Here is a 12,715-nt window from a genome sequence, read left to right on the forward strand (position 1 = left end):
GCTCAGGCCACCGGATCCGCAAGGAGGCGCGCGGTGGCTGCCTCCACATTGTCTTCGCGCATCAGGCTCTCGCCCACGAGGAAGGAGCGCACGCCGGCCTCTGCCATTTCGGCGAGGTGAGCGGGCGTGGACAGCCCCGATTCCGAGACGACCAGCGCATCCTCAGGCATCGCCTTGGCGAGCCGGCGCGTCGTCTCGAGCGATGTCTCGAACGTGTGCAGATCGCGGTTGTTCACGCCGATGAGCCGTGACTTGAGGCGCAGCGCGCGGTCCAGCTCGTCCTCGTTATGCACTTCGATCAGGACGTCCATGCCCCAATCCAGCGCGACGGCCTCAAGCTCGGCGGCTTGGCCATCCTCGAGCGAGGCCATGATCAGAAGAATGCAATCGGCGTGCAGCGAGCGCGCTTCGACCACCTGGTATGGATCGTAGATGAAGTCCTTGCGCAGAGCGGGCAGGCGGGTCGCGTTCCGCGCCTGGCTGAGATAGGGCTTGGCGCCTTTGAAGCTCGGCATGTCGGTCAGGACCGAGAGGCACGTCGCGCCGCCGCGTTCATAGGCTTCGGCCAGCGCGGCCGGATCGAAATCGTCGCGGATGAGACCCTTGGACGGCGAGGCCTTCTTCACCTCCGCGATAAGCCCGTAGCCAGCGCCCTGCGCGGTCCTGAGGCTTTCTGCGAAGGGGCGCAGCTCGGAGGCGTTCTTCGCCGCTTCCTCGACGAGGTCGAGCGGCATGGTCGCCTTGTCGGCGGCGATCTCCTGAAGCTTGTAGGCCTTGATCTTGTCCAGAATGGTCTCTGTCATGTCCTCGTCCAGTTGATTTCGGGCTCGCCTCGTGACGTAAGCCAAGCGTTGATCCGCGAAAAGGGCCGCGAGCCGAAAAAGCCCCGACGCGCCGAAAGCGGCGAGGGATGCGGCGCGGTCAGGATAAGGTGGTCCGAGCCGCGAATGAAGGGCTGGAATGCCTGTGCGTGCGCGCCCCAGAGCACGAAGGCGCGGGGCCGATCCGAGAGCCGCGTGAGGATCTCTTCCGTCAGCCGCTGCCAGCCGAGCCTTCGGTGCCCGCCCGCGTCGCCTGCAGGGACCGACAGCGCGGTGTTGAGAAGGAGGACGCCTTCTTCAGCCCACCCTGAAAGGTCTCCCTCGTCTCGCCGCACACCAAGGTCACCCTCCAATTCTTTGAAAATATTGAGAAGTGAGCGGGGCAGGGGTCGCGTGCCAGATGTCACCGAGAATGCCAGGCCGTTGGCGTGGCCCGGGGTCGGATAGGGATCTTGCCCGAGGATCACGGCGCGGATGCTCTCTGGCGGGCTCTCCTCCAACGCTGCGAAGCGCAACTCAGCCCGTGGCAGGATCTGCCGATCCTCCGCCTCGAGTTGTGCCGCGATCCGGGGCCAGTCCTTTGCAAAGAAATCCAGATGCGCCCAGTCGCGCGGGACGGCAGGCGCGTTCACGCTTGGCTCAGCCGCGCCAGCGCCTCAACCCGCGCCTTCGCTGCGCCGCTATCGAGCGCTTCAGCCGCCATCGCCGCGCCTTCGCGAAGGTCGCCCGCGCGCTCCGCGACGAGAAGCGCGGCTGCGGAGTTCAGAAGGACCGCATCTCGATACGCGCCGGGCGCACCGTCCAGAAGCGCGCGGAAGGCCCTGCCGTTCTCTTCCGGCGTACCGCCCAGAATGGCCTCGAATGGATACTCGGACAGGCCCGCATCTTCGGGATGGATGTCGAACTCGGTGATCGCGCCGTCTTTCAGCTCGGCGACATAGCTCTCGCCGGCGATGGAAAGCTCGTCCGTCCCGTCGCCGCCGTGGACAAGCCAGGCCGCTTCAGAGCCAAGGCCCATCAGCGTCTCCGCCATCGGCCGGATCATCGCGCGCGAGAATGCACCTGTGAGTTGCCGTTTCACCCCCGCCGGGTTGGTGAGCGGGCCGAGGATATTGAAGATGGTGCGGGTGCCGAGCTCCATCCGCGTCGGGCCGACATGGGCCATCGCCGGGTGGTGCATCGGCGCCATCATGAAGCAGATGCCAGCGTCCTTCAGGATCGCGCCGACGCGGTCGGCCTCGACCATGACGTTGACGCCCATCTGCGTCAGGGCATCGGCGGACCCGGATTTGGACGAGAGGTTCCGGTTGCCGTGCTTCGCCACGGTCACCCCCGCGCCAGCGACAACGAAGGCCGTCGCGGTGGAGATGTTGAGCGTGCCTTTGCCATCGCCGCCAGTGCCGACAATGTCCATCGCGCCTTCGGGCGCGGTCACCTTGTGGCACTTGGCGCGCATGACGCGAGCGGCGGCGGTGTATTCGGCGACGCTCTCTCCTCGCGTACGCAAGGCCATGAGGAACCCGCCGATCTGCGACGGTGTCGCCTCGCCCTCGAAGAGAAGCGTGAAGGCGCGGTCGGCTTCTTCGGGCGTCAGCGGACGTTCGGCGGCGGCGCCGATCAGCGCTTTCATCCCGTCGCTCATGCGGGCACCGGCAGAAGATCGGTGAAATTCTTCAGCAGCTTGTGTCCATGCTGGGAGGCGATGCTTTCTGGGTGGAACTGCACTCCGTGTATCGGCAGCGTCTTGTGCGAGAGCCCCATGATCGTTCCATCCTCGAGCGATGCCGTCACCTCGAGGCAGTCGGGCAGTCCGTCGCGCGAGACGACGAGACTGTGATAGCGCGTCGCCTCGAAGGGCGACGGCAGGCCAGCAAAGACCCCGCCCCCTTCATGCGTGATCCGTCCCATCTTGCCGTGCACGATCTCCGAATGCCGCTGCACGGTTCCGCCGAGGGCCTGGCCGATGGTCTGATGGCCAAGACACACGCCCATGAGCGGCGTTCCGGTTTCTGCGGCGGCATGGGTCAGCGCAAGACAGATCCCGGCCTGGTCCGGATCGCAGGGGCCGGGCGACAGAAGGATGCCAGCGGGGTTCATCGCCATCGCCTCCTGCACGTTGAGTGCATCGTTGCGGCGCACGACGACCTCGCTGCCCAGTTCCCCGAGATAATGCACGAGGTTGTAGGTGAAGCTGTCGTAATTATCGATCAGGAGGAGCATTTTCTGGCCTGTTTCCGGCGGTTTCACTGTGCCAAGGGGCTGGTCCGGGCGGGTCTCTATCGCGTATAGATGGGCCGAGTGGCCCGAGGAGGTCAAGGGCGCGCGGCCAGCTGCCGTATGCCGTTCCTCGTAGAAGGCCACAGCGATCAGACGGCCCGAGCGGGCCTGGAACGAAGGGGCAGGCAATGGCACGCGGATTTCTGGCAGGCGCAGCGACGGGCCTGATCGTTTCGGTTGGGGCGGCTGCGGGTATTTCTCTCAATATGGGATATCCAGAGCTTCCGGCGGGGCTGATGCCCGAGCCGCAGGTCGATGATGCCGGGAGCGACGATGTCGCTGCGCCCGAGGCGGGCACATCGGAGACCGCGGCCCCCGGCGAAGACGCCGCGCCGGAACTGACGGGCGACACTGCTGGCCTCGCCGCGCCGACCGAGGGCGATACGGTTCCCGAGAGCGTCGAGACCGAAAGCGGCTCGGCGCCGGAAGTTGCAGAAGCGGACGCCGGTCTTGACGCACCTGCGCCCGATGCCGCGCCCGAGGGCATCGAGGCGTCGGAGGATCAGCCGGTCGATGCCGCGCCCGACACCTCCAGCCCCGAAGCGCCGGGGGTCGAAAGCGAGCCTTCGATTTCAACCGATCCTGCCCAGCCTCCCGCGCCCGACGTGACCGAGGAGACGCCCGGTCTCGATCAGCCCGCAGCCGCGGACGCAGACGAGGCCGACACGGCGGAAACGGAGGAGGCTCCGGCGGAAGATGCCGCACCCGCGCCCGAGGCCGAAGACGACATCGCCGGGCCGACCCCGCCAGAGCCCGACAGCGAACGGCCCAGCATCGGCACGCCCGCAACCTCGCTCACCGATCGCGAGGACGGGGCACGCAGCACGCGCCTGCCCTCCATCGGTGCCGATGAGGAGAGCGACACGAGCGAAGCTGAAAGCGAAGAGCCGCCCGTGCGCCGGTTCGCCGCCGACGCTCAAGTGGAAGAGGGTACGCCGCGCCTTGCCATCGTGCTCATCGATGACGGCTCCGGACCTCTTGGACCCGCAGCGCTCGAAGCGTTCCCCTTCGCCGTCACCTTCGCGGTTGATCCGACCGCCGAGGATGCCGCCGAGCGGATGCGCGGCTATCGCGAACGCGGGTTCGAGGTCATGGCCTTGGCCGATGTGCCGGATGGCGCTGCAGCAAGCGACGTTGAAGTGACGCTCGAAGCCTCTCTCCGAGCGGTGCCCGAAGCGGTCGGCATTCTCGAAGCGCCGGGCGGCGGGCTGCAGGGATCTCGTGATGTGACCGAACAGGTGGCCGATTACCTCGCCGCGTCAGGTCACGGGCTCGTCATGCAAGGGCAGGGGCTCAACACCGCCGCCTCGCTCGCGCGGCGTGAAGGCGTGCCCTCCGGCTCGGTCTTCCGGGATTTCGACGGCGACGGTCAGGACCCGGCCATGCAACGGCGGCTCCTCGATCGCGTGGCGATGCGGGCGAGCCAGGACGGCGCGGTGATCGCGCTCGGACGGCTCAGGGCCGATACGGTCTCCGCGCTGCTGCTCTGGGGTCTGCAGGACCGCGCGAACGAACTGGCGCTCGTGCCGGTCTCCGCGGTGATCTCGGCTGAGGAATAAGGCTCAGGCGCGGGCCCAGTTCTTGAGCGTCGCGCCCAGATCGCCGTATCCCGTTGCGCGCCGCTCGAAGGCAAGACCAAGCCGGTCCGCGCAGGCCCGCGCCGTTTCGGTCAAGTCCGGATCGTCCGTCTGCGCGAGATAGACAAGTTTCTCGTAATGGCCGAAATACATCTCGAGCAGCTCCGGATGCCGGTCGAGGCCGAGCGGCTTCCAGACGAAGGCATCGAATTGCCGCGCAAGAAAATCGGTGAGGTAGAAGGCGGTGATCTCGTCCCGCGTCGCGAATTCTGCGTTGCCTTCGAAGAAGCTGTAGCAATGCGGGCCGGGCACCATCTCGACGCCCATCTCGGCGCAAGCGGTCTCAAGCTGCCCGCCGGTGCCGCAATCGCCGTAGACCACGAAGATGCGCGCATAGTCGGACTCCGCTTTCGCGACGGCTTCGCGGACGGCTGGAGTTATCTTTTCGGGGTGATTGTGAAGGATCGCCGGAAGGCAGCGCAGATCCATGTGATCCCAGCCGTTCCGGGCCTTGAGATCGAGTATTTCCCGCGCAAGCGCCCCGCAGGCGATAAGAAGGACACGGCCTCCCGAGGCCGTGTCGAACCCTTCATCGCGCAGTTGCGTGTCGTCAGGTGTGGCTGTCGTCAAAGGGCACATGGCCCAGCCCCCAACGCAGGGCCAAGACGAGGACGATCAGGACCGGCATCACGGCGAGCAGTCCGAAGGCGCTCATCGCCCAAACGGTCAGCGCCGCGGCGGCAATGACCAGCAGGATGGTGAGTGCGAAGGATGTCACAGGCATGATTGCTCCTTTCCCTGCCAACAATATGGGCCGCATATGCGGAAAGGAAAAGCCCCCACCTTGATGGCAGGGGCTTTATGCGACTGAAGGTCACTTTAAGATCAGCCGACCGCGCGCTGGTTGTGGCGGCGCTGGATGAACTCCTTCGCCATGTCCACCGCGACGGCCGCATCGCGGCAATATCCGTCGGCCCCAATGGCCTGCCCGAATTCCTCGTTGAGCGGCGCACCGCCGACGAGAACGATGTAGTCGTCGCGGATGCCCTGTTCCTTCATCGTGTCGATCACGACCTTCATGTAAGGCATCGTGGTGGTCAGCAGTGCCGACATGCCGAGGATGTCCGGCTGTTCCCGCTCGAGCGCCTCGAGATATTCCTCGACGGGGTTGTTGATGCCGAGATCGACCACTTCGAAGCCCGCGCCTTCCATCATCATGGAAACGAGGTTCTTGCCGATATCGTGGATGTCGCCCTTCACGGTGCCGATCACCATCTTGCCCATCTTGGGCGCGCCGGTTTCGGCGAGGAGCGGCTTCAGGATCGCCATCCCGGCCTTCATCGCGTTCGCCGCGAGCAGCACTTCGGGCACGAAGAGGATGCCGTCCCGGAAGTCCCGGCCGACAATGGTCATGCCTGCGACAAGCGCCTCGGTGAGAATACGGTAGGGCTCCCAGCCGCGCTCCAGCAGGATGTTGACGCCCTCCTCGATCTCTTCCTTGAGCCCGTCGTAAAGGTCGTCGTGCATCTGCGGCACAAGCTCTTCGTCGGGCAGTTCGGAGAGGATCAGATCGTCTTCTTCATCAGACATGGAGGTATCCTTTGCCTTCGGGCGCCGCGAACGCGGCACCGCATTGATGGCGAGCTATGTGGCTTTTCGCCACGTAACAATCGCCAGATTGCGACATGGTTCGATCCACGACCGACGCGGCTTTCATGCCTGTGTCGCTCGAATCCGTGTCGAGGTTGAAAGTGTTCCCGTTCCGTTCTAATTTTTCGTTATGGGACGTTTCGAAACCGATATCGAGGCCGATGCGCGACGAGGCCGCGGAGCCGCCAGCCGGGATACCGGCCGGTTCGAGCGGCTGTCGCGCGCAGATTCGCATGATGGCTGGGACATCGCCGAAGAGGTGCGCCAGTTCCGCACCGAGGTTTCGGAGGAAAGCCCCCGCAGCCTTATCAACTACGTCCGCTCGCCCGACATTCCGTTCGACCGGAGTATCAATCCCTACCGCGGCTGCGAGCATGGCTGCATCTACTGTTTTGCGCGCCCAAGCCACGCTTATCTCGGGCTGTCGCCCGGTCTCGACTTCGAAACCCGGCTCGTCGCCCGACCGGGTGCGCCAGAGGTTCTCGACCGAGAGTTGCGCGCCAAGTCCTACAAGGTCGCGCCCATCGCCATCGGCACGAATACCGATCCCTATCAGCCGATCGAGAAAGAACGCGGGATCATGCGCGCCTGCCTCGAGGTGCTGCGCGCCCACCGCCATCCGGTCGCCATCGTCACCAAGGGCACGCTGATCGAGCGAGACATCGACATCCTGTCGGACATGGCGTCGGAAGGACTGGCGCGGGTCGGCATCTCGGTGACGACGCTCGACCGCGATCTCGCGCGCCGGATGGAGCCGCGGGTGCCGGCTCCAGCGCGTCGCCTGCACGCTATCCGCCGACTGACGCAGGCGGGCATTCCCGTGCGCCTCATGGTTTCTCCGGTCGTGCCCGCGCTGACCGATCCCGAGATCGAGCGTATTCTCGAAGCAGGGGCGGAGGCTGGTGCGGATGCGGCGAGCTGGATCATGCTGCGCCTGCCGCACGAAGTGGCGCCGCTCTGGCAGGACTGGCTCGAGGTGCATTACCCGGACAGCGCCGCCCGCGTGATGGCGCGCCTGCGCGAGATGCACGGCGGAAAGGTCTATTCGTCCACATGGCACAAGCGCATGCGCGGCGAGGGGCATTACGCCGAAATCATCGCGCGCCGCTTCAAGCTCGCGGCACGTCTCCACGGCCTCGACCGGCCGACCCAGCCGCTGCGGACCGATCTTTTCGCTCCGCCGCCGCGCGCGGGGGATCAATTGTCGTTGTTCTAGCCTCATCAGCCCCGGCGGCGGCGACGTCCGGTGCTCCGGCGCGGCTCGCCGTCTCCCTCTCCAGTGCCGTCGCTATCCGAGGAAAAGCCGCCGATCTTCTCGGCGATCTCTTCAAGGCTCGGGCGCTCGCCGCGTGGACGCGTTTCCAGCGCCTCGCGCATGTGGCGCAGATGGTCGGGCATGGTGCCGCAGCACCCGCCGATGATCGTGGCACCCGCATCGCGTGCCATGACCGCGTAATCGGCCATCAGCTCGGGCGTGCCGTCGTAGTGGATGTGGCCGTCGACGAAGCGCGGGATCCCTGCATTGCCCTTGGCGATGACCGGCCGCTCGGGTCCTGCGGCGGAGAAGCCGAGCACGGTCCGCAAAAGATCCGATGCGCCGACACCGCAATTGGCGCCGAAGGCGAGGGGCGGGTTTGGCAGACCCTCGACGAGCGTGACCATGTCCTGCGAGGTCAGTCCCATCATAGTGCGCCCCGCCGTGTCGAAGCTCATCGTGCCGCACCAGGGCATGCCAGCGAGCGCGAAGGCCTCGGCGGCGGCCTTGAACTCCTCGGGCGCGCTGATCGTCTCCACCCAGAGCACGTCGGCGCCGCCCTCCTTCAGACCTTCGGCCTGTTCGTGGAACATCTCGACCGCGCTTTCGTGCGAAAGACTGCCGACCGGCTGCATGATCTCGCCCGTCGGTCCGACCGAGCCCGCGACGACGACCGGACGCCCGGCCTTGTCCGCGACCTCTCGGGCCAGCTCCGCCGCGATGCGCGAGAATTCCCGCGCGCGATCCTGTGCGTCGTGCAGCTTCAGACGTGATGCGTTCGCGCCGAAGGAATTGGTGAGAAACAGGTCCGATCCCGCATCGACCGCGCCCTGGTAAAGCGCGCGGATCTTGTCCGGCTCGTCGATGTTCCAGAATTCCGGCGCATCCCCGGAAGAGAGCCCCATGTTGAACAGGTTCGTGCCGGTCGCCCCGTCGGCGAGAAGCCAGTCGCGGTCCTGCAGAAGGGCGGAGAGTGCGTCGGACATGAATGCGGATCCTTTGGTCGCGCGAAATCTATGGCGCGCTGATGCCCCATCCGCCGAGGTGACGCAAATTCATAATGTTCAAGACGATTATGAGGCCGGGCCCGGGCGGCCTTGCCCCTTTTAACCGTGATCCGGTTCAGTTCTCTTCGACGAGCTGCGCCTTGGCCTGGGCCAGACATTCGGCCATCTTCGCGCGAATCTCGTCGGGGTTCGATTTGTCGCCAAGATCGCCCGCGACCTTCCGAACGACATCCTCGTGACCTGCTTCCTCGAAATCTGCCTTCACGACCTCGCGGGCATAGGCGTCCGCTTCGTCGCCCGACAGGCCCAGCTTTTCCGCCGCCCAGAGGCCGAGCAGCTTGTTGCGTCGCGCCTCGGCGCGAAACTTCATCTCCTCGTCATGGGCGAACTTGTTTTCAAACGCGTTCTCGCGATCGTTGAACGTGGTCATCTCGTGTCCCTTCGCAGTGCCAGATCTCGCGCAGACGGTAGGCAAGCGCGCCCGCCGCCGCAAGCGCCGGCTGCGCTGCTGCTTGCGGGATTACGGCCCTTGGACTAAAGGTCGCGCATTACGCGCGGGGCGCTTGCCCGGCGCGATTCCTGTTTTTGGGAAAGGGGCCAGATGGCACGCCGCAAGAAGATCTACGAGGGCAAGGCGAAGGTTCTGTACGAAGGGCCGCGTCCGGGCACGATCGTGCAGTATTTCAAGGACGACGCCACCGCCTTCAACGCCGAGAAGAAGGACGTGATCGACGGCAAGGGCGTTCTGAACAACCGGCTGTCGGAATTCTTCATGACCGGCCTCAACCAGATCGGCGTGCCCACCCATTTCATCGAGCGGATCAACATGCGCGAGCAGCTCGTGCGCTCCTGCGAGATCATCCCGCTCGAGGTGGTGGTGCGGAACGTCGCGGCCGGCTCCATGTCGAAGCGGCTCGGCATCGAGGAAGGCACCCAGCTTTCGCGCCCGATTGTAGAGTATTACTACAAGGACGACGCGCTCGGCGATCCGCTCGTCACCGAAGAACACATCGCGGCGTTCGGCTGGGCCAGCCAGCAGGACATGGACGACATCCTGAGCCTCGCGCTCCGCGTCAACGACTTCATGTCGGGTGTCATGCTCGCCGTCGGCATCAAGCTTGTCGACTTCAAGATCGAGATCGGCCGCGTGTTCGAGGGCGACTTCCAGCGTCTCGTCGTCGCCGACGAGATCTCGCCCGACAGCTGCCGGCTTTGGGACATGGAAACGGGTCAGAAGCTCGACAAGGACGTGTTCCGCCGCGATCTCGGCAACCTGGCCGACGCCTATACCGAAGTGGCGCGCCGGCTTGGCGTGATGCCGAAGAACCAGGGCGTGACCAAGCCGACGCTCATCAACTAGGGAAGGGCCTGGTCGGCCTTTCAGAACGCACGACGCAACGCCGCGCAGGGCGCGGCCGAAGGAGACAGGCGATGAAGGCACGGGTGCACGTGATGTTGAAAGAGGGCGTTCTCGACCCTCAGGGCGAGGCGGTGCGTCACGCGCTTGGCTCGCTCGGATTCGACGGGGTCGAGGGCGTGCGCCAGGGCAAGGTCATCGAGCTCGATCTCGCGGACGGCACCTCCGAGGCGCGGATCGGCGAGATGTGCGAGAAGCTCCTCGCCAACACCGTGATCGAAAGCTACCGGATCGAGGTGCTGTGATGCGCGCCGCGGTCCTCGTCTTTCCCGGCTCCAACTGTGATCGCGATCTCGCCACGGCCTTTCGCGCGGCGGGGTTCAAGACCGACATGGTCTGGCACAAGGACACGAGCCTGCCGGACGGCGTGGACATCGTCGGCGTGCCGGGCGGGTTCTCTTACGGGGACTACCTCCGCTGCGGAGCCATCGCCGCCAATTCCCCGATCTGCCGGGCGCTCGCGGCCCATGCCGAGCGGGGCGGTTTCGTCTTCGGCCCCTGCAACGGCTTCCAGATCCTGACCGAGACCGGCCTTCTGCCAGGAGCGCTTCTGCGGAATGCCGGGCTGAAATACATCTGCCGGACCGTGCCGTTGATCGTGGCAGAGCAGGACAGCGTCTTTACCCGTGGTTATGCGCCCGGCGAGGAGATCCGCATCCCGATCGCACATCACGACGGCAATTACTTTGCCGATACCGACACGCTCGACCGCCTCGAGGGCGAAGGGCTGGTGGCGTTCCGCTATGCCGAGAACCCCAACGGCTCGCAACGTGACATCGCGGGCATTCTCTCGCCCAATCACCGGGTGCTCGGCATGATGCCGCATCCCGAACGCGCGGCCGATGCCGGGCATGGCGGCACCGACGGTCAGCGTCTTTTCGCGCATCTGACAGAGGCTCTGGCCGCTGCCTGACTTGTGGCGCGCTGGTGCGAGCCGTAAGTTGGACCAATGACGGAGACGTCCCAGGATACCGAAGGCCGGGCAGGCCCGCTGTCGTGGCGCGTGCGCGTCGCGCTTCTGGGGCTGTTCGCCGCGGCGGTGGCGACGATCTGGGTGACGAATTCGCTCCTGACCGACCGGTTCACCGAAACCACCCGCAACCGCGCCGAGCTGCGCCTCGCGCTCTACAGCGGCAACCTTCTCAGCGAGCTTCGGCGCAACTCGATCGTGCCTCAGCTCCTGGCCCGTGACCCCGCGCTTATCAATGCGCTCAATACAGGCGATTTCAGCCAGTCGACGCAGCGCCTGATCTCCTTCGTCGAGGAGATCGGTGCGGCCTCGCTGATGCTGCTCGACAGTCAAGGGCGCACGGTCGCGGCCACGGATCGCAACCGGCTTGGCGAGACCCATCGCAACGCCGCCTATTTCGTCGAGGCGCAGCGCTCGTCATCGACCGTCTTCAACGCGATCCGCAACGAGGTCTCAAGCTACACCTTCACCTATTCCCGCCGGATCGAGAGCCGGGGCGCGGTGATCGGGGTGATCGTCGTCGAGGCTGACCTGGCGAAGTTCGAGCGGTCCTGGGCGGGGATTTCGGACGCGGTGCTGGTGACGGACAGTGAAGGCAACATCATCCTGGCCACGGAACCGAAGTGGAGGGGCCTCAGCATCAGCGAGGCGCTGGCACGCCAGCCTGCCGACAGCGCCATCGAACGCGCGATCCAGGCCACCACCGATTGGACTGCCCTTCCGGCGGACGCCTATGTGGGCGGGCAGGCGGTGATGCGGATCGACGGGCGCATTCCGTTTCGCGGCTGGTCCATCACCTCCTTCACCACCTACCAGAGCGTGCGCGAACGGGTGAACGCGGTCCTCGCGCTCGAGATCATGGGCTTCGCGATTCTTGCCGCGCTCGCTTTCTACGCGCTCTCACGCAAGACCGCGCTCAGGATGGCGCTCTTCCAGCGCGAGAGCCGAGAGCTGCGGCAGCTCAACGTGCGTCTTCAGCGCGAGATCGCCGAGCGGGAGCGTGTGCAGGAGAACCTCGCCGTGGCCGAGCAGACGCTCGCCCAGAGCTCCAAGCTCGCCGCGCTTGGCGAGATGTCCGCCGCCGTGAGCCATGAGCTCAACCAGCCGCTCGCGGCGATGCGGACCTATCTTGCCGGTGCGCGGCTTCTGCTGCGCCGCAACCGGCCGGACGAGGCGCTGACGGCCTTCCACCGGATTGATGACCTGATCGAGCGGATGGGTGCGATCACGCGCCAGCTCAAATCCTATGCCCGCAAAGGGCAGGCGGAATTCTCGCCTGTCGACATGGGGGAGGCGGTCAATTCCGCCCTCTCCATGATGGAGCCGCAGCTCAAGGCGCGGCAGGTCCGCATCAGCCGCATCCTGCCCGAAGGCGAGGTCCGCGTTATGGGCGACCGGATGCGGATCGAGCAGGTCCTCATCAATCTCATCCGCAACGCTCTCGATGCGACCAAGACCGTTCGCAACCCGGAGATCGAGATCCTCTTGGCGCGTGGCGAGACGGCGACCCTTACCGTGCGCGACAACGGTCACGGGATCGAGGATCTCGATGCCCTGTTCGAACCATTCTACACGACCAAACAGCCAGGCGACGGCACCGGGCTCGGACTTGCGATCTCCTCGGGGATCGTCAGCGACCTCGGTGGACGCCTGACAGCACGGAACGCCGAGGGCGGCGGGGCCGTTTTCGAAATGCAACTGCCGATCATGGCGGAAGATACTCAAGCCGCGGAATAGAACA

15 protein-coding genes are annotated in these 12,715 nt (G+C 65.6%); 6 read left to right on the forward strand and 9 right to left on the reverse strand.

What is annotated here, in order from left to right; all coding sequences use genetic code 11:
• Nucleotides 1-2 precede the first annotated feature (2 nt).
• From trpC to FIU91_RS07840, 4 genes are read right to left on the reverse strand one after another with little or no spacing between them, the layout of a single operon-like run.
• Nucleotides 3-803 (reverse strand): indole-3-glycerol phosphate synthase TrpC, encoded by an 801-nt coding sequence (gene trpC / locus FIU91_RS07825; protein ID WP_093012512.1) that lies wholly within the window; start codon nt 801-803, stop codon nt 3-5.
• Complete coding sequence (locus FIU91_RS07830; RefSeq protein WP_152462068.1) at nt 800-1,453, reverse strand: uracil-DNA glycosylase; 654 nt, start codon at nt 1,451-1,453, stop codon at nt 800-802. The genes trpC and FIU91_RS07830 overlap by 4 nt, the downstream gene beginning before the upstream one ends.
• The gene (gene trpD / locus FIU91_RS07835; RefSeq protein ID WP_152462069.1) at nt 1,450-2,463 is read right to left on the reverse strand and encodes an anthranilate phosphoribosyltransferase; all 1,014 of its coding nucleotides are present in this window, start codon (nt 2,461-2,463) and stop codon (nt 1,450-1,452) included. Before trpD ends, FIU91_RS07830 begins: the two co-directional genes overlap by 4 nt.
• Complete coding sequence (locus tag FIU91_RS07840) at nt 2,460-3,041, reverse strand: aminodeoxychorismate/anthranilate synthase component II (RefSeq protein ID WP_152463685.1); 582 nt, start codon at nt 3,039-3,041, stop codon at nt 2,460-2,462. Before FIU91_RS07840 ends, trpD begins: the two co-directional genes overlap by 4 nt.
• A gap of 185 nt (nt 3,042-3,226) precedes the next feature.
• On the opposite strand from FIU91_RS07840, the gene FIU91_RS07845 reads away from it, so the two are divergent.
• Nucleotides 3,227-4,657, forward strand: a complete 1,431-nt coding sequence (locus tag FIU91_RS07845) for a divergent polysaccharide deacteylase family protein (RefSeq protein WP_152462070.1) — start codon at nt 3,227-3,229, stop codon at nt 4,655-4,657.
• Between the two features lie 3 nt (nt 4,658-4,660).
• Here FIU91_RS07845 and FIU91_RS07850 read toward each other — a convergent pair whose 3' ends face one another.
• From FIU91_RS07850 to FIU91_RS07855, 3 genes are all read right to left on the reverse strand, one after another.
• Complete coding sequence (locus FIU91_RS07850; RefSeq protein WP_254702067.1) at nt 4,661-5,305, reverse strand: DUF1638 domain-containing protein; 645 nt, start codon at nt 5,303-5,305, stop codon at nt 4,661-4,663.
• Entirely contained in the window at nt 5,286-5,459 is a 174-nt protein-coding gene (locus tag FIU91_RS19380; protein ID WP_172974967.1) for a hypothetical protein, read from the reverse strand. Before FIU91_RS19380 ends, FIU91_RS07850 begins: the two co-directional genes overlap by 20 nt.
• Nucleotides 5,460-5,560: 101 nt before the next feature.
• Complete coding sequence (locus FIU91_RS07855; protein WP_093012529.1) at nt 5,561-6,265, reverse strand: B12-binding domain-containing protein; 705 nt, start codon at nt 6,263-6,265, stop codon at nt 5,561-5,563.
• Between the two features lie 190 nt (nt 6,266-6,455).
• On the opposite strand from FIU91_RS07855, the gene FIU91_RS07860 reads away from it, so the two are divergent.
• The gene (locus FIU91_RS07860) at nt 6,456-7,541 is read left to right on the forward strand and encodes a PA0069 family radical SAM protein (RefSeq protein ID WP_152462072.1); all 1,086 of its coding nucleotides are present in this window, start codon (nt 6,456-6,458) and stop codon (nt 7,539-7,541) included.
• A 5-nt stretch (nt 7,542-7,546) separates the two neighbouring features.
• On the opposite strand, the gene bmt is transcribed toward FIU91_RS07860, so the two are convergent.
• On the reverse strand, nt 7,547-8,566 hold the full coding sequence (bmt, locus tag FIU91_RS07865; protein ID WP_152462073.1) for a betaine--homocysteine S-methyltransferase: 1,020 nt from the start codon (nt 8,564-8,566) through the stop codon (nt 7,547-7,549).
• A 136-nt stretch (nt 8,567-8,702) separates the two neighbouring features.
• The gene (locus FIU91_RS07870; protein ID WP_093012538.1) at nt 8,703-9,017 is read right to left on the reverse strand and encodes a DUF1476 domain-containing protein; all 315 of its coding nucleotides are present in this window, start codon (nt 9,015-9,017) and stop codon (nt 8,703-8,705) included.
• 171 nt (nt 9,018-9,188) lie between these two features.
• Here FIU91_RS07870 and purC point away from each other — a divergent pair, with 171 nt between their 5' ends.
• The 4 genes from purC (at nt 9,189) to FIU91_RS07890 (ending at nt 12,711) form a co-directional block, all read left to right on the forward strand.
• The gene (gene purC / locus FIU91_RS07875) at nt 9,189-9,947 is read left to right on the forward strand and encodes a phosphoribosylaminoimidazolesuccinocarboxamide synthase (RefSeq protein WP_093012541.1); all 759 of its coding nucleotides are present in this window, start codon (nt 9,189-9,191) and stop codon (nt 9,945-9,947) included.
• Nucleotides 9,948-10,018: 71 nt separating this feature from the next.
• Nucleotides 10,019-10,249, forward strand: coding sequence for a phosphoribosylformylglycinamidine synthase subunit PurS (purS, locus tag FIU91_RS07880; RefSeq protein ID WP_152462074.1), 231 nt, complete (start codon nt 10,019-10,021; stop codon nt 10,247-10,249).
• On the forward strand, nt 10,249-10,917 hold the full coding sequence (gene purQ / locus FIU91_RS07885) for a phosphoribosylformylglycinamidine synthase subunit PurQ (RefSeq protein ID WP_152462075.1): 669 nt from the start codon (nt 10,249-10,251) through the stop codon (nt 10,915-10,917). Before purS ends, purQ begins: the two co-directional genes overlap by 1 nt.
• Nucleotides 10,918-10,953: 36 nt before the next feature.
• Nucleotides 10,954-12,711, forward strand: coding sequence for an ATP-binding protein (locus FIU91_RS07890; RefSeq protein WP_152462076.1), 1,758 nt, complete (start codon nt 10,954-10,956; stop codon nt 12,709-12,711).
• The last annotated feature ends 4 nt before the right edge of the window (nt 12,712-12,715 follow it).

The organism is Roseivivax sp. THAF30, assembly GCF_009363575.1.
Classification (GTDB): domain Bacteria; phylum Pseudomonadota; class Alphaproteobacteria; order Rhodobacterales; family Rhodobacteraceae; genus Roseivivax; species Roseivivax halotolerans.